At 38.0% G+C, this 16,093-nt stretch carries 15 protein-coding genes and 1 pseudogene; 2 read left to right on the top strand and 14 right to left on the bottom strand.

Annotated elements, in window-relative coordinates; genetic code table 11:
• Positions 1-13: 13 nt before the first annotated feature.
• From ABLB98_RS02870 to rpe, 4 genes are all read right to left on the bottom strand, one after another.
• Positions 14-913, bottom strand: a complete 900-nt coding sequence (locus ABLB98_RS02870; RefSeq protein ID WP_348882841.1) for a copper resistance protein B — start codon at positions 911-913, stop codon at positions 14-16.
• Complete coding sequence (locus ABLB98_RS02865) at positions 900-2,840, bottom strand: copper resistance system multicopper oxidase (protein ID WP_348882843.1); 1,941 nt, start codon at positions 2,838-2,840, stop codon at positions 900-902. The genes ABLB98_RS02870 and ABLB98_RS02865 overlap by 14 nt, the downstream gene beginning before the upstream one ends.
• Before the next feature lie 68 nt (positions 2,841-2,908).
• Positions 2,909-3,328: a hypothetical protein gene (locus tag ABLB98_RS02860; RefSeq protein ID WP_348882844.1), complete on the bottom strand. Its 420-nt coding sequence runs from the start codon at positions 3,326-3,328 to the stop codon at positions 2,909-2,911.
• A 365-nt stretch (positions 3,329-3,693) separates the two neighbouring features.
• Positions 3,694-4,380 carry a ribulose-phosphate 3-epimerase gene (gene rpe, locus ABLB98_RS02855; protein WP_005158714.1) on the bottom strand — a complete coding sequence of 229 codons (687 nt, stop codon included), beginning with the start codon at positions 4,378-4,380 and terminating at the stop codon, positions 3,694-3,696.
• A gap of 178 nt (positions 4,381-4,558) precedes the next feature.
• Between rpe and ABLB98_RS02850 the strand changes: the two genes are divergently transcribed.
• The gene (locus ABLB98_RS02850) at positions 4,559-4,861 is read left to right on the top strand and encodes a DUF2218 domain-containing protein (protein ID WP_348882845.1); all 303 of its coding nucleotides are present in this window, start codon (positions 4,559-4,561) and stop codon (positions 4,859-4,861) included.
• Between the two features lie 11 nt (positions 4,862-4,872).
• Here ABLB98_RS02850 and ABLB98_RS02845 read toward each other — a convergent pair.
• The 8 genes and pseudogenes from ABLB98_RS02845 to ABLB98_RS02810 all read right to left on the bottom strand — a co-directional run bounded on the left by ABLB98_RS02845 (position 4,873) and on the right by ABLB98_RS02810 (position 12,032).
• Positions 4,873-5,805: pseudogene (locus ABLB98_RS02845) on the bottom strand (IS5 family transposase).
• 103 nt (positions 5,806-5,908) lie between these two features.
• A complete protein-coding gene (gene fghA, locus ABLB98_RS02840; protein ID WP_348882846.1) occupies positions 5,909-6,754 on the bottom strand; it encodes an S-formylglutathione hydrolase in 846 nt (281 codons plus the stop codon).
• The gene (locus tag ABLB98_RS02835) at positions 6,723-8,168 is read right to left on the bottom strand and encodes a C13 family peptidase (protein ID WP_249571080.1); all 1,446 of its coding nucleotides are present in this window, start codon (positions 8,166-8,168) and stop codon (positions 6,723-6,725) included. The genes fghA and ABLB98_RS02835 overlap by 32 nt, the downstream gene beginning before the upstream one ends.
• Positions 8,169-8,370: 202 nt before the next feature.
• Complete coding sequence (locus ABLB98_RS02830; RefSeq protein ID WP_348882854.1) at positions 8,371-9,180, bottom strand: class I SAM-dependent methyltransferase; 810 nt, start codon at positions 9,178-9,180, stop codon at positions 8,371-8,373.
• Positions 9,180-10,001, bottom strand: coding sequence for an undecaprenyl-diphosphate phosphatase (locus ABLB98_RS02825; protein ID WP_348882847.1), 822 nt, complete (start codon positions 9,999-10,001; stop codon positions 9,180-9,182). The genes ABLB98_RS02830 and ABLB98_RS02825 overlap by 1 nt, the downstream gene beginning before the upstream one ends.
• Positions 10,002-10,009: 8 nt before the next feature.
• A complete protein-coding gene (tsaB, locus tag ABLB98_RS02820) occupies positions 10,010-10,708 on the bottom strand; it encodes a tRNA (adenosine(37)-N6)-threonylcarbamoyltransferase complex dimerization subunit type 1 TsaB (RefSeq protein WP_249571077.1) in 699 nt (232 codons plus the stop codon).
• Positions 10,709-10,853: 145 nt separating this feature from the next.
• Positions 10,854-11,381, bottom strand: a complete 528-nt coding sequence (locus ABLB98_RS02815) for a gamma carbonic anhydrase family protein (RefSeq protein WP_249571108.1) — start codon at positions 11,379-11,381, stop codon at positions 10,854-10,856.
• A gap of 36 nt (positions 11,382-11,417) precedes the next feature.
• Entirely contained in the window at positions 11,418-12,032 is a 615-nt protein-coding gene (locus tag ABLB98_RS02810) for a CoA pyrophosphatase (protein WP_005158738.1), read from the bottom strand.
• A gap of 120 nt (positions 12,033-12,152) precedes the next feature.
• Between ABLB98_RS02810 and ABLB98_RS02805 the strand changes: the two genes are divergently transcribed.
• Positions 12,153-12,701 carry an NUDIX hydrolase gene (locus ABLB98_RS02805; RefSeq protein WP_005158740.1) on the top strand — a complete coding sequence of 183 codons (549 nt, stop codon included), beginning with the start codon at positions 12,153-12,155 and terminating at the stop codon, positions 12,699-12,701.
• A 38-nt stretch (positions 12,702-12,739) separates the two neighbouring features.
• Here the strand turns inward: ABLB98_RS02805 and ABLB98_RS02800 are convergent, their stop codons facing one another.
• Both ABLB98_RS02800 and filE read right to left on the bottom strand, forming a co-directional pair.
• On the bottom strand, positions 12,740-14,752 hold the full coding sequence (locus ABLB98_RS02800) for a hypothetical protein (protein WP_348882849.1): 2,013 nt from the start codon (positions 14,750-14,752) through the stop codon (positions 12,740-12,742).
• Between the two features lie 19 nt (positions 14,753-14,771).
• The gene (gene filE / locus ABLB98_RS02795; RefSeq protein WP_369028922.1) at positions 14,772-16,085 is read right to left on the bottom strand and encodes a putative pilus assembly protein FilE; all 1,314 of its coding nucleotides are present in this window, start codon (positions 16,083-16,085) and stop codon (positions 14,772-14,774) included.
• Positions 16,086-16,093: the final 8 nt, after the last annotated feature.

The following is a 16,093-nucleotide window of genomic DNA, read 5'->3' as shown; positions in this document are numbered from 1 at the left end:
TTTAGACAAAGGATCAGAACTTTAACGTAAGTCCCAAACCATATAGCCAACCTTTTTTACTGTCTGTAGCCGACTGTAATTCGGTTTGTTTCAAACCTTTGTTGTATGCATAAGCGACATCAATAAATGGCATTATTTTTTTACTGATTTCATAACGCGTTTGCAGGCCTATCTGAAGTTTAAATAATCCAGATTTACTTGCATAACTTGACTCATCATTGAATATTACATCTGCATTCAAATAAGGTTGAGCAATCAACTTTTGCGTAAATAATACATCGCGTGTTGTTTCTAAACTCAATTGCCAGCGTTGGTTTTGTCCTGCATAAATATAGGCTTCGGTTTCAAAAAAATACGGCGCTAGACCATGTAATCCCAATACCGCGTCCCATTGATTTTTATCATGCTTTTGCTCAGGCTGATATTGATAACGAACACCTGTTTGTACATCCCAAAAGTCAGCAACATTGCGGCTGTATAACAGCTTTGTTTCGGTTTGAGTTTTTTCCGATTCTGCTTTTTCAACATGTGCTTGAATGAATATTTTATTTTTATCACTTCCCACCCATGTTTTTAGCTCAGTACTGGCACTGCCTCGACCATCGTCATCAACGATCCATGCATTTTTAATCGCTGTGGCTTGATAAATTTGTCCACCATGTTCACGATGATGATCATGTGTATCATGTTGAATATCAGATGGTACTTGCTTTAATTCAGGTTGATGTTCTGAATGATCAACAGGAGATGATGTCTCCATCAATATATTCTGTTGTACCGACTGATCCATTTGCATCATTTGATCATGCCCCTCATGTGCAGATGCAAATACACTCAAACAAGAAACCATGCCACCAATTGCCAATAATTGTGTATAGCGTTTCATCGTAGAAGCTTGCTTAGTGATGTGCATGGCTCACTCCTTGAGTAGGTTGAACAGACATAGTTTGTGAAACGTTGCTGCCATCGACATTTGCGACAATCAATTTACTCATCATGCCAGCACTCATGTGGTATAACAGGTGACAATGAATCGCCCATTCACCGAGCTCATCCGCAGTCAGTAGAGCTGTAACAGTTTTGCCCGGCGGCACGATCACCGTATGTTTATTTGGCATATCCTGCGGTGCCTGACCATTCTCCAACTGCATAAACATGCCATGTAAATGCATTGGATGCGCCATCATACTTTCATTCACAAATTTGAGACGGATACGCTCGCCATAACGCACGGTTAAAGGTTTGAAGTCAGGATCACTAAATTTCTTACCATCAATCGTCCAGATGTAACGCTCCATCGTGCCCCCAAGACGAATCACCAATTCTCGCTCTGCTGGACGACTATAACGCTCAGGTTGTGATTGCAACGACTTCAAATCTGCATAAGTTAAGGCTTTCTGACCGATTGGTGTTGCTGCATTCGCCCAGCCCTGAACGATATCTGAAGTTGTTTTTTCAGAAGATACCACCATCTGGTGTTGGCTATGATCTGAGGGCGTTGCTGAAGCTGACATATCCATCTGACCGTGTGCACTATGATCCATACCCGACATGTTCATCTGATCATGTCCACTATGATCCATTTTCGACATGTCCATTTTTTCATGTGAGCGATGATCCATCGCTGTTTTTTGCATCGGTGTAACTGGTGCTTTACCTTGAGGCATCTGATGCTGACTATGATTCATATTGGCCATATTCACTGGCTGATCTGAACCATAGTCTATTTTGCTCATATCCATCTGACCATGCGAACCATGATCCATGCCCATATCTTCCATCGTCAATAATGCACGTGGGCGCGCTTTAGGAATATGAACCTTTTGCGTATTCGGTGTCATGCTATTGTGCAATGAAGCAATTGCAAAACCAGAACGGTCGATTGATTCAGCTTCAATTTGATAATGTGCCTGCTTAGGTTCCACTAACACATCATAAGTTTCTGCTGTGCCAATACGAAACTCATCCACAGGAAAGGGTTTCACTGGCTGACCATCGGCACTAACCACAGTCATTTTTAAGTTTGGAATACGTACATCAAAAAAAGACATCGCTGAAGCATTAATAAATCGCAAACGAATCTTTTCATCGGTGTTAAAAATAGCAGTCCAATTTTGTTGTGGTGTTTGTCCATTCACCAAGAAAGTGTAACCAGTGACATCAGATAAATCAGTTTTAAGCATCCTCATCTGATTCCACATCGAACGATCTTTCCAAGTTGCTTTTAAACCGTCTTGTTTCACCTGCTTCCAGACATCACCCACTGTTTCACGTTGGTTTTGATAATACTCAGCCGACTTCTTCAAATTTGCCATGATCTTGTCACTTTCTGTTTCATGGAAATCAGACAACATCACCACATAATCACGCTCAGCTTTCTCATGTGCAGCGACAGGTTGTTTGCCTTTCGGATAAATTACCAAAGGGCCATATAGGCCATCTTGTTCCTGTCCTTTACTATGCGCGTGATACCAATAAGTTCCGTTTTGACGAACTTTAAAACGATACTCAAAACTGCCATTCGGCTTAATACTTTTAAAGCCATTAAAACCAGGCACACCGTCCATCAATCCTGGCAAAAGCAATCCATGCCAATGTAATGACGTATCTTGATCTTTGAGTTGATTATGCACATGAATGACCGCTTCATCCCCTTCTTCAAACTCTAATAACGGCGCAATAAATTTGCCATTTACCGTAATACGTTTGACAGGTTTTCCAGTAACATTGACCATTCCTTGATTAATGTTCAGATGATATTCTTTTATTGCAGCCAAACTATAAGGCGCAAAAATTAGACTTAAGCCAGCAATGACACCAGCATATATTTTTGAGGACATAATATTTTCCTAATCTGTGAACTATTTTTAAATCGCTCGTTGAAGCGAAAAAGAGCTTCTAAGACAGATTAGGTTCTAGGAGGACGTAAAATTTCTTGCCAATGCCCTGCAAGATGACGAGCTTGATACTCAGTATTTTTATAAGTGTTTAGCTCAAAAAAAGGTGAAACAGACAGGCTTGGAATTTGTTGATCGAGTGCAAAATTAATCGTTTGGCAATGTGAAATATTATTACAATCGGGGCAATGTTGCTGATCTTGCATTTGCCCATCATGGCATTTAACCACATTGGTTACATCATGCGACATATCCATTTGATGATGCGGACGTGTCATCTGTTGATCATGACATGGTATCACTTTCGCTGTAGGCATCTTTTGATCAAGTTGAATCTTTTGGACTGCTGCAATAGACGCACCACTTCCCCCGATGAAAAATATCATCAGGAATACAAACCATAGATGCTTGTATTTTTTATGAAGTTGCACTAAATATCCTTAGATCAATCATCAAATGAATGCGATTTACTTAGCATAATTTCTTTCTATCTTATGCACAATCTACTTTATGTTCAATTATGCTAATTCCTTGCATTTAAGCAACAAGATTGCCGATTTATCAAGCGAAAAATAATAAAATACGTTATGAACAAAAATAAAGCAAAATAAAGGACTTGACGTACAAAAAAAGGACAAAAATTTGTCCTTTTTTGATATTTTTGTTGAGAATATAAACAACTGAAATCATTTTGTTTATTTTAACAACATCTTATCCACTTGCTTATCAACACGGTTATCCACCCAGTTATAAACAAAGTTATCCACAACCTTATGTGAGAAATAGGATGAAAACACTAAATGTCTTTTGCACCAACTTGAGCTAATTCTGCACGCATTTGATCAATTACAGTTTTATAGTCAGGTTGACCAAAAATTGCCGAACCAGCTACAAACATATCCGCACCCGCTTCAGCAATTTCACGAATATTTGCTGGGCCAACACCACCATCAACCTCTAAACGAATATCAAGACCGCTGGCATCAATGATTTTGCGTGCTTGGCGAAGTTTCTCCAATGTCATTGGAATAAATTTTTGCCCACCAAAACCAGGGTTCACACTCATCAATAAAATTTGATCTACTTTATCGAGAACATAATCAAGGTAATGTAAAGGGGTTGCTGGATTGAAAACTAAACCTGCTTTAGCACCACCCGCCTTGATCAGTTGTAAAGAACGATCAATATGATCCGTTGCTTCTGGATGGAAAGTAATAATATCTGCGCCTGCCTCCAAAAAATCACCGATCATACGATCAACAGGTGAAACCATCAGATGCACATCAATTGGCGCCTTAATTCCATAATTTTTCAATGCCTTACAAATACCTGCACCAAAAGTTAAGTTTGGTACATAATGGTTATCCATGACATCAAAATGCACAACGTCTGCACCCGCAGCTAAAACTTTTTCTACATCTTCACCTAAACGTGCAAAATCAGCAGATAAAATCGAAGGAGCAATTAAATAAGGCTTGGACATGAATGACCTGGCAAACTTTGAAAAATGATAATTGAATTATAACAAATTCATCGGCTTTAGGCTGTTACAAAGATACGATTACGACATTGCAAACTTGCAACAACACGTTGCATGAATACTGTTTTTGACTGCATACGATTTTGCTATTTTTAATGGTGAAATCATATGCAGTTAAAAAATGAATAGTACGACACAAATTACAACTCACGATGGTAAACGTATCAGTAAACGTTTATTGAATCACTGGAAGCACAAATTTGAAGTATCAGAGACTGAGCTGTATTCAAAAATTTTTATGCCGACAGCAACAGTGACGCTTACACCACAAGAACAGCTTTTAGATGTATTGATTGAAAATCAGCAAGAAGATGTTGCTCGTCTAGAACAGGTGGTTATTGATCATTTAAATCGTATGGCACAACAAGATTTTATTGTTGAGTGGCTTTGTTGCATAAAGCCTTTGACGGCAGAGTTTTCCTAAGTTGCTAAAATTTAGGTTACAACTTGGGTATGAGGTCTGCCTAATTCTGTAAATTTATTTAATACGGCTACGCGTGCATGGATCTCATTCACTTGGCTGTCAAAATTCCTAGCACTGAGTTTATCGCCTAATAACTTGATGCAATGCATCTTAGTTTCAACCAAACTTCGCCGATGATAGCCTGACCATTTTTTCCATAGTGTGCTGCCTAAACGTTTAACTGTTCGAAGTAATTCATTTCGCTCTAGCGAGCTGATCTTTGTATCTTTCCATGGTTTCGCATTTTTTCTAGGTGGAATCACCGCATGCGCTTGCCTATCTGCAATGACCTGACGGCATTTCTTGGTGTCATAAGCTCCATCGGTATAAACAGAGTCAATCTGCTCATCTTGTGGAATCTGATTAAGTAAATCACCAAGTACCTGTGAATCACTGACATTATTGGTTGTGAGCTGAATAGCGCGTATTTGCAGGGTTTTAGCATCTATACCAATATGTAATTTACGCCATTGGCGACGATATTTCGGCTAATGCTTTTTACGTTTCCATTCACCTTCACCTAAAAACTTCAAGCCCGTGGAATCGACGAGTAGATGCAGTCCATTACAACTCTTCTCATAGCTAATTTGAATATCAATCTGCTTTTGTCTTCTACAAAGCGTACTGTAATCTGGTGCTGCCCAATTTAATCCGCAAAGGTTAATCAGACTTTGAACAAAACCTGTGACCATACGTAAAGAGAGTCTGAATAAAGATTTGATCATTAAACAGCATTGAATAGCGGTGTCAGAGTAAGTTTGATTTCGACCATGCTTGCCTTGTGATTGTGTATACCACTGGGTCTTTGGATCGAACCAAATGGCAATATTCCCACGATTAATGAGAGCTCGGTTATATGCGGGCCAATTGGTTGTGCGGTAGATTTTTTGTGTAGGCTTCTTCATTTGAAAATTATATTGCTGAAGAAGCCCTTAAGAACAGCTTTGTGCAACAAAGCCTTGTTGAGTGGCAACATCATTAATAAGAAGCTCAATCGAGCTTCTTTTTTTAAGCCATTCCCTTTTCTAACTGAATCGCATGAAATTGCAGATGATCATCAATAAAACTTTGAATAAAGTAATAACCATGATCGTAGCCTTTGTGCTGGCGTAAAGTTAAATGTTGCCCTGCTTCTAGACAAGCTTGCTTAAACTTTTCAGGATTTAATTGAGCATAAAACTGATCTTCTAGACCTTGATCAATTAAAATTTCCTCAAAAATTCCACCCTTTTGCTGAACTAAAGCGGTTGCATCATGTGCTAACCATTGCTGTTGATCCGCACCTAAATATTGGCTAAATGCCTTTTCACCCCATGGGCAAATACTCGGCGCACAAATCGGAGCAAAAGCTGAAACTGATTTAAATTGTTCTGGGTATTTAAATGCCAAGGTTAATGCACCATGCCCACCCATTGAATGTCCAAAAATCCCAATCTGACTTTCGATAATTGGAAATGTTTGTAAAACGTGTGCGTAGAGTTCATCAACCAAATAAGACTCCATTTGGTAATGTTCAGCCCAAGGTTGTTGAATAGCATTGATATAAAAGCCTGCACCCTGACCAATATCCCAATGATCACCCTGTGTAACTCCCTCTCCACGCGGAGAGGTATCAGGGCTAATTAGAATCAGACTCAGCCGAGCTGCCATACGTTGTGCATGTGCTTTAATTGCAAAGGTGTCTTCAGTACAAGTTAAACCCGCAAGATAAAATAATGCTGAACAAGGCTTTCCTTCTAAAGCAGCAGGAGGTAAATACACTCCAACTTTGGTTAAACCTTTAAGATGCTGTGATTCCAGTTGATAAATACGCTGTTCACCTTCAAAACAACGATTTTTTTGCAGTAGCTGCATGTTGATTATCCTGTGTTTTTGTAATGTCTGTTGTTGTGATATTTTGCGTTGGGAATAAATACGGCTCAAGTTGTGGCAACATCAATTCCATGTTACGACCGATAGCCCATTGCGGCTCGGATGGTTCAAATCCTTGAGCTGTTTCCCACTGTGTCACAGTTTGTTTAGACTGATCAAATGCTTTTTTCATTGAGAATTGTTCACGCATCGCCAAATCGAAGAAAGCACGACCAAAATAAGTGTAATCCGCTTCATTATTACAACCAAAAGAGGTTTTATCTGCGGCTGAAGCAGTAATAATTAAGGTTTCAGGTGACTGTAATGCTGGAATAAAACTTCCTGAATAACACGCTGAAATTACAATCACTCGCCAACGAATACCTGATTTATCGAGCGTTTCACGTAGCCATTTCGGGTCGACTTGCCCTAATTCTAATGGTGCATTTTCGAGTTCAAAATGATTACGCTCACCGTGGGATGTCATATAAAGAAATAATACATCGCTATCACGGTTCATCTGCTGACCAATCCGACGCAACGCTAACTCAATACTGGTTTTAGACGCAATTGGAACATCTAAACGTGTCGCAGGATTATTAATCAACATAATGGAACGTCCAAACGTTCCAAAACGAGTATCAAATTGCTCTCTAATGCGCTCAATTTCAGATTTGAAAACATCAGCGTAGCTATCCCCAGCTACGCCCATAAAATACCAATGGCTTTTCGCAATATCACCATATTGGATTTGATCTAAAGCTTTGTCCAACAGATGACTTTGCGCATAAAAAGCATCTTCAGCAAAACTTGGTGGTGTTTCTTCAACTTTCCAAATCGGTTGATCTTTTACCGAAAGTTGCCAAACCACCATGGTTGCAATAGTCGCAATAAAAACTAAAGCACGCTCCCACCACGGCCAATTTAATGCCCGTGAAAACACCCAAATCACAGCCAGACTTTGCCAAACAAATAGTCCAACAAATAATGGTGGTAAGAAACCATTATAGATTGTATCGGGAATGAAATTTAGATAGCCATTTGAACCTAAATATTGGATCAAACACTGTAATAATAAGATATTGGTATCAAGCACTAACCATAATAATGCAGGTACAAGCATTAAACGGGCTTGGTTCATGCGTTGCGAAAGGAAAATCCCCACAATTAAGGCAATAAAAGGCCACAGTGCGTAACCAATCAAACCTTGAGGGTTGAACTCACCAATTTGCCCTGCCACCAACCAGCTATAAAGTGAGTTGGTACAACCACCTAAAATACCCCAAATAATGAGCTGGGTAATTGATGGATGAACAATCTGTAAGGAACGTCGAGACCCAAGGAACAACCACATTCCAGCAATTTGGTTACTTTTAAAATCATGCCAGATATTAATGGAAGGTTTGAGGTCGATCATAAAGTTCTTCAGATATTTCTCTTTTCAAGCTTAGATTGAGAATATGTCTATCTTTTATAAAATGAATATGACTTTTCCTAAAAGGAACAACGTCTTTCCTTCATTTAAGCTCGACAAGAATTTTTTATCAATCATGCTTTTGCACTATATCACAAATCTTTACCGAGCATTCACCTAAGCTAAACAATCACTTGGATAAAAGTTAAGTTGAACTTTTGGGAAAATATGCATCAAAACGACAAGCATCACCTAGCCATTGATGATCTGGAGGTTGATCAGCCAAATAAACAGCATGTCGTGGTCGTTTTACAATAACGCGTTTAGCGATTTTACTGGCAAGATGCAGTAATTCATCACCTAAATCCATTTCACCATCTTCAGGTAATAACATATGCAATAATTGCATTTGCTTTTTGACCTGTGCCTGTTTCTTTTGTGCTTGGTGGTTTTGATCTCGCTGTGGGAACATCGGATCTAAATAAATGACATCGATCTGTTCATCTCGCTGCTTTAATCCATGTAAATAATCAGTTGAATCAGCATAAATGAGTTGAATCCGTGGCATAACAGATTGCAGAAAAGGATCTCGTTCTGCTTGGGCTTTGGTATATTCTAATAATACAAATAGGATGGGATGACGTTCAATTAAACGCACATCAGCACCCAAATAAGCCATCAATAAACTATCATGACCTAAGCCAGCTGTTGCATCAATTAAGCTAGGTTTTTCACCTAATTGACATGCTCTTGCGATCATTTCGGATTTCAGACTGGCTCGTTTTAAACGAGGAATTTCAGCACGCCAATCCGGTTGCATTTTCATCCCATTGGCAGCCAGACTCAGTCCATCTTCATCTAAAACCAAGGCCATATCTGGATTCAGACGAAGGAAACGTGCATTCACTTTTTCAACGATTTGACCTTTTAGTTCGACATCCAAACTCGCTAAACGGGTTTGAAGTTGTTGAAATTGCTCCGCGTACTCCGTCTGATACCAACAGATCATCTGCATTACCAATGCACCCAACCTGTCCACCATGTCGCCAAAATAAATAAACCAAACACTATACGGTAGTAAGCAAAAGCGGTGAAATCATGCTTAGAGACATAACGAATTAATGCACGAATCACAATTAAAGCTGAAACAAAAGCAACAATAATTCCAACTGCTAAAATAGCCATATCATTACTATGTAATTCATGACGCATTTTATACATATCCAGTAAGCCTGCCCCCATCAATACAGGAATACCGAGGAAGAATGAAAATTCAGCCGCTGCTTTACGTGAAATACCTAAGAATAATGAACCAATAATGGTTGAACCAGAACGTGATGTCCCAGGAATTAATGCAAGACATTGAATCAAACCAATCAATGTGGCTTGCTTGAATGTTAGATCTTCGACTTCTTGACTCACGATTTGATGCTGACGGCGTTCAGCCCATAAAATAATGAAACCACCGACAATGAGCGCAATTGCAACCGTGACCGCATTAAATAAATAAGCCTTTACCACATCACCAAAGCTCAAGCCAATAATCACAATTGGAACAGAAGCGATGATTAAATTCAGGCTTAAACGACGACCTTGCTCTTGTCCTGTGAGTGCGCCAATTAATGCGCCCCACAGTTTGCCCCAATACTCATAAATTACTGCTGCAATCGCACCAATTTGTACAGCAACCGCAAACATATCTCGTTTTTCAACAGTCCAAAAATCTAGCAACTGCCCTGCTAGAATCAAGTGCCCTGTACTTGAGATCGGTAGAAATTCAGTAATCCCTTCCACCAAACCCATAATTGCTGCTTTAAATAGCAATAAAAGATCCATAATTAACCTTAATTCGCTTTACTTTGTTCTGGAATTTTTTTCCATGCATCATCACGTAAATACACAGGTAGTGCATGTTCAGCATCAACCCATTTTTTTTGTACAGCATAAATTCGCGCAATGGTTGCAATATCCTGCGCAGTTGCTCGAATTTCTGTTGCAGACGTTTTTAGAATGGAAACCTCTTGCAAGTCTATTTGACTTGGCTTAATCAATTCTGAACCTGAGCCAATCGCCGTAAATTTACGATATGCGGTCGCTTGTTCATAAGTTAATAATTTTTCTTCATCGACAGCATGCATAATCCCATCTTCATCTAGACTAAAATTAGCAATATAAACTTCTTGCATACGCGCATCTAAAACAGCTGTAACCTGCTGTAATCCTGTCAAACGATATGCAGCTTGCGCCAATGCTTGCAAGCTTGATACAGGAATAACAGGCAAATCTTGTGACCATGCCAGAGCTTGAGCAACCGCAGCATTAATACGTACACCACTAAATGAACCTGGCCCACGACTAAATGCAATTGCAGCTAAATCAGCCAATTGAGTTTGAGTCTGTAATAGCGCCTGTTCAGTTAATGGCAAAATGGTTTGCGTTTGTGCTTTTGGTCGCTCATCTAATTGAAAATAGAGTTCTTGAACATCATCAATTAATGAAACTGAACAGTGCTCATTTGCAGTTTCCAATGCAAGCAACTTCATGCAAAAACCTTAGCTTAAAAGAGATAAAAAACGTCGAGTATCATACCCCACTCAAGCGCCCTAAGCGAGTTATTGACTTTTTATAGATACAAAAAAGCCAAGGATATACTTGGCTCAAGAAACACACTATATCAATTCGTAATTATTAGAAATTAAACTCTTCCAATACTAAAAAATTCTTATAATATTCAGCATAATGTAAAGCACTCAAGCGTAACCGTGCAGCGCCTTGCTCATCTAAAGTTTTGATCACTTTTCCTGGGGATCCCATGACTACAGAATTATCAGGGATAACTTTACCTTCAGGAATCAATGCATTTGCACCAATAATACAATTTTTACCAATCACCGCATTATTTAAAACTACAGCATTGATACCAATTAAAGAATTCTCTCCAATCGTACAGCCATGCAACATGGCTTGATGACCGACTGTCACATAATCCCCAATATTCAGTTCAATACCTGCATCAGTATGTAAAACTGCATTCTCTTGAATATTCGAGAAATTTCCAATCCGAATTTTACAATTATCAGCTCTTACAACCGCACCAAACCAAATACTAACTTGGCGACCTAACTCAGCTTGACCAATCACCGTTGCATTCGGTGCAATCCAGCCATCCCAAGGTTCATGTAATGCTTTAGGGCTCAATCCTTGATATGTGTACATCATGACAAAATACTACTCTATTTTAATAAGACGTGATTAGAATTTAGATAATCCAAAATGAGGAGGATTAACTAAAAAAGGCCATTTTTTTTGATGTCCTAGCCCATACTGAAATAATGATACTAACATTCGAGCGGTTAAACCCCATACGATCTCATTTTCAACCTGCATACTCGGAAAATAAATTGATTGTCGAGCTAAACGCACTTCATACGGTAAAGGTGGTGCATCAATTAACTGCTGCAATGGTGCAAAAAAAATACGATCTATCTCTGTAGGTTGGGCAATTAGATCTACTTGTGCGGGAATTAATCCTACAATCGGTTTCACAGATAAACCACTACGCGCACGTTGTATCGGTAAATCTCCTAACAGCTTGACATCGAAGGGATTAAGCGCTGTTTCTTCTTGTGCTTCACGCAAAGCAACTACAATATTACTGGTATCACTCGGATCACGCTTTCCTCCTGGAAAAGACACCTCACCTGCATGTTGAGATAAATGGATTGAACGACGTGTGAGTAAGACCTTAGGTTGCTGTTCTTGTGTAATTGCAATTAAAACCGCTGCATCAGCTTGTTGGATTCGTTTGGAAAAACGCAACCGTTGTTGTAAAAGCTGTATTAACGATGGTTCTTCCATATGACTCATCTCTTTTTCTCATTTTCCTTACAAATCATCATAACTGAAATTTCAATCACAATCATAGATCATGATGCGAAGTGATCAAAATTCAGTTATGCTGAGTTATCTCTGTAGCTGATGATAATTATGAGCTTTTGCGTTGCGTGTGGACATCAAACTGAAGCAAAAATCCCGCTAGGTGATCATAAAACACGGCTCGTCTGTACACACTGTGGCAATATCCACTATGAAAATCCGAAAGTTATTTGCGGTGCATTAGCCATTTGGGATAATAAAGTTTTATTGTGTCGACGTGCCATCGAACCACGTTATGGGCTATGGACACTTCCTGCTGGGTACATGGAATTATTTGAAACCATGGAACAAGGTGCTGCTCGTGAAACACGAGAAGAAGCTGAAGCCGAAGTTGATATTGAACAACTATACTGTATGTATAATATTCCACGTATCGGGCAAATTTATGTTCTATTTAAAGCACAATTGAAAGATGGTGTTTTTGGAGCTGGAGAAGAAAGTCTCGAATGCCGTTTATTTGAAGAACATGATATCCCATGGGCAGAACTCGCATTTCCGAGTGTAGAGCAAACTTTAAAACATTATTTTGCAGATCGTAAACTAGGATTATTTCCATCTCATTTAGAAACATTAGGTACACGTTTAGATCATACAGGTTAAATAAAAAGACCGCTTATCGCGGTCTTTTTATTTAACTCTTACTTTATTTTAACAGCTTTACATGCGTTTAAATTTTGATCCGCTAGTTGAATAGTCACTGGACCAGTCCAGCGTTTAGCCATTTTACGATCTTCATCTGTAGGTTTAACATAATTATTTTTATCCGTGTCTTTTAAATTATCGTATAGATTTACATACACACCCTGATAATAAGCGTAAGTGTTTGACCAATATACTGTACTATTTGTCTCAGTAAAGTCAGTTAATGTTATTTCCTTTTGTGGGGCATCACTTAATAAATTGTGAATATTAATTTTAGCGCCACCAATAGCTGTAATCGTTTCATTATAATTAACACGAACATTCAATCCAAACATCGCACCATTTAATACACCAAATTTTGGATTAGATAAAATTGCTCGGACAGATACTGATTTACTTGTAGGTGTAAAAGAGGTTGCTCCTGTAGAGCCTATACGATATTGAGTCTCTCCAAACTCATCAGTGATCGTCCCATCTGAATTAATAGATTGGATTTTTGCACACTCTCCGGACATATCACTAGATGTAGAATTTTTACGAATATCAGTTCGGATATCACCATTCTCGTCAATTACAATCCCTAACTTAATTTTTTCTGAGTCAGGAATACTATTATCAGAGAAACCAAAAATTAAAGTCGCATATAAAGGGAAAATATATTTCTGATTTGTTTTTACATTTGTACTAGTTTTAAAAACATCTTTACCTAAGTAACTTGGTGGGTTTGCTTTATAGATTTCTAAACTTCCATTATAAGCTTGACCACCTATAGTTTGCTCCCATTGCCCCAAATGTGCTGTATTTACAGGGTCAGTATCTTTAGCATTTAATAAAACTCTATAAATATATTCTGTCCCAGGGATTGTATGATCATTAATCAACTTACCTTGCTTAAATTTTAAGTCCTCTGATGGGTTGGTTGTCAAAGCAAAACGCAGCGGTTGGTTAGAGTTTATTTCACGATTAATAGGATTCAACCACGTATTTTGAGGATTAATTTGTACTTTTTGAGCTTTGACTTTAGTAATTAATACAAGTGGTGGATAAAGTTTACCCTCTATAAAACTTGCAGGACCTCGCCATTGTTGACCTGTTCCTATTGTATATCCTTGTCGATCTGTAAGTAAAAAGACCTCCCCCATCGAATGTATAAGGTCATTACCTTTATCAGGATTTACACAATCATTATAATTTGATTGATTACAACCAAAAAAGCCATCTGGAGTCTTAATTGAAGGTGTAATTGTACCCGCCTTTAAGAAAGGTACTGTTGTTTGCCATACACCTGCATTCGATAAATTTAAGAGACGCTGAAGCAGCACCATCGCTTGTTCATCTGTTACATTACTAACACTTAACCATGGCTTTAATATATCAACGTAAGAACCATTACTCAGTTCAGCAACACCAATATCTTTAGTTAATTGAGATAATAGATCTTTCTTTTCGTTAGTAATCTGAGTAGGTTGAATATCCCCCAAAGCGTTATCTTCTTGCTCAAGACCAATACTATGGAAAATTTTTATTAATGCTATCGCTACACGAATAGTCTCATCATTTGGATCAAGTGCTGTTGGCATTTTTCCTGTCAATGCGCTTGCTAAATCAATTACTCGAAGCCGTGGTACTGGATACCTTGAGTCATTAATCTTAGAAATATCATCTAATTTCACAATACCAAGGTTAATTTTCTTAGCATCTTTACCTTGTATATAAAAAGTTGCTGTGTCGCCTAATTTACAAGCTCCACCAACAACATTTGAATCAAGTTTAGTTGCAAAGTGATTTGCCTTATCACTACTACAATCAAAATTTAAACCAGAAATAGGATAATCCATGGCAAAGGGTAGACAGTCGCTACTTGTAGGCGTACAACTCGTACTAGTTGTTACGCCACTAACCCCTTTATTTGGATCTTCATTAATTTTTGTACTCTCGCCTCCACAGCCTTGTAATAATGCTACTAATGTCGTTAAAGCAAAGGGTAAGAAAATTTTGTTATTTGTCATGGGTTCATCCTATTAATGCTTACTGTAAAGCAGCAATCTTAATCTGTCCTTGATTTGAAAGTTCCTGCTCTGGAACATCCACGGCTGATGCTAATGGAGTCATCATCATATAATAACTTTTAGGCGGTATCTTAATTACACCTTGAAGGGCTGCATGTTGTAATAATGTTGCTGGAATCTTCTGATTCTTAAATCCACTCACGCCTTCTAATATACAACCAGACTTATCTAAAAAAATCACTAAAGGCCAATAATATGTCGGTTTATCAGTATTAGATGCATAAGAATCAAATTGCATATATTGAATATTTTGATCAAGCTTGACCAATTCATATTCAAATTTTTCTTTTATAGGTTTCCGAGGCCATAAGCCAATTTCTTTTTCGGGAACTAAACTCTTGATTGTTTTATTTTTGCTATAACTTTCTAAGAAACAACGATCATTCTCAAATGCCAGAGATAAATCTTGTGCAGATAAACGAACATAATTATTAGATAAAGTAATTGAATTTAGACTCTGGTTTGATTTGTTTAATATTTTATCCAAAATTGATCGACTTACGCCTTTTTTACGCTCTATCGTCTCTAAACGTCCTGTACCATCAGGCATAGTATAAAAGCGCTTTTTACCCTCTAAATTAAATTCCTGATCTTCTAAATATTCATTATTCACATATTCAATACCATCTACTTGTATGAATGCAGATGAAGCAGATGAAGCAGATGAAGCAGATGAAGCAGATGAAGCAGATGAAGCAGATGAAGCAGATGAAGCAGATGAAGCAGATGAAGCAGATGAAGCAGATGAAGCAGATGAAGCAGATGAAGCAGATGAAGCAGATGAAGCAGATGAAGCAGATGAAGCAGATGAAGCAGATGATTCTGCCTCAATATTGGTTAGACTTTTACTAGCAACATTTAATTTTGGTGTTATCTTTTTATTCGTATTTGCATCAATTATTTCTTTTGAAGTATTTTGAGATTTTGGTTGATGGACTACTTCTGCGTCAGAAGCTAATTTTGATTCTGAAGATGATTGCATTTTAACTGCATTCTTAACAGCATCTTGCTTAGACATTAATATTGTTGGTAAATTTAATTTAACATTATTTCTAACAGGTAGATTTTTTTCTGATGCTGCTGGAGAATCAACATCATTAGAACGTATAACCTTATCTGTTCTATTCTCATTTTCTGTTGGTTTTTTAGGAATAATCATTGGTCTTCCATCAGGGCCAATAATTGTATAAAAACCATCTGCATATACAACCGAAGTACTTGCAATAACAGTAAAAATTACAGATATTGCAAGCTTAGATTGTTTTATTATCATAGTCGTTA

Source organism: Acinetobacter yuyunsongii, assembly GCF_041021915.1.
In the GTDB taxonomy this organism is placed as follows: domain Bacteria; phylum Pseudomonadota; class Gammaproteobacteria; order Pseudomonadales; family Moraxellaceae; genus Acinetobacter.
The sequence above is the reverse complement of the archived record's forward strand: the minus strand, read 5'-3'. Positions and strand labels throughout refer to the sequence as shown.

Coding starts and splice junctions, on each gene's coding strand:
- ABLB98_RS02870 (WP_348882841.1), bottom strand. CDS start 913: ATGCACATCACTAAGCAAGCTTCTACGATGAAACGCTATACACAATTA.
- ABLB98_RS02865 (WP_348882843.1), bottom strand. CDS start 2,840: ATGTCCTCAAAAATATATGCTGGTGTCATTGCTGGCTTAAGTCTAATT.
- rpe (WP_005158714.1), bottom strand. CDS start 4,380: ATGTCCAAGCCTTATTTAATTGCTCCTTCGATTTTATCTGCTGATTTT.
- ABLB98_RS02850 (WP_348882845.1), top strand. CDS start 4,559: ATGAATAGTACGACACAAATTACAACTCACGATGGTAAACGTATCAGT.
- fghA (WP_348882846.1), bottom strand. CDS start 6,754: ATGCAGCTACTGCAAAAAAATCGTTGTTTTGAAGGTGAACAGCGTATT.
- ABLB98_RS02835 (WP_249571080.1), bottom strand. CDS start 8,168: ATGATCGACCTCAAACCTTCCATTAATATCTGGCATGATTTTAAAAGT.
- ABLB98_RS02830 (WP_348882854.1), bottom strand. CDS start 9,180: ATGCAGATGATCTGTTGGTATCAGACGGAGTACGCGGAGCAATTTCAA.
- ABLB98_RS02825 (WP_348882847.1), bottom strand. CDS start 10,001: ATGGATCTTTTATTGCTATTTAAAGCAGCAATTATGGGTTTGGTGGAA.
- tsaB (WP_249571077.1), bottom strand. CDS start 10,708: ATGAAGTTGCTTGCATTGGAAACTGCAAATGAGCACTGTTCAGTTTCA.
- ABLB98_RS02815 (WP_249571108.1), bottom strand. CDS start 11,381: ATGTACACATATCAAGGATTGAGCCCTAAAGCATTACATGAACCTTGG.
- ABLB98_RS02810 (WP_005158738.1), bottom strand. CDS start 12,032: ATGAGTCATATGGAAGAACCATCGTTAATACAGCTTTTACAACAACGG.
- ABLB98_RS02805 (WP_005158740.1), top strand. CDS start 12,153: ATGAGCTTTTGCGTTGCGTGTGGACATCAAACTGAAGCAAAAATCCCG.
- ABLB98_RS02800 (WP_348882849.1), bottom strand. CDS start 14,752: ATGACAAATAACAAAATTTTCTTACCCTTTGCTTTAACGACATTAGTA.
- filE (WP_369028922.1), bottom strand. CDS start 16,085: ATGATAATAAAACAATCTAAGCTTGCAATATCTGTAATTTTTACTGTT.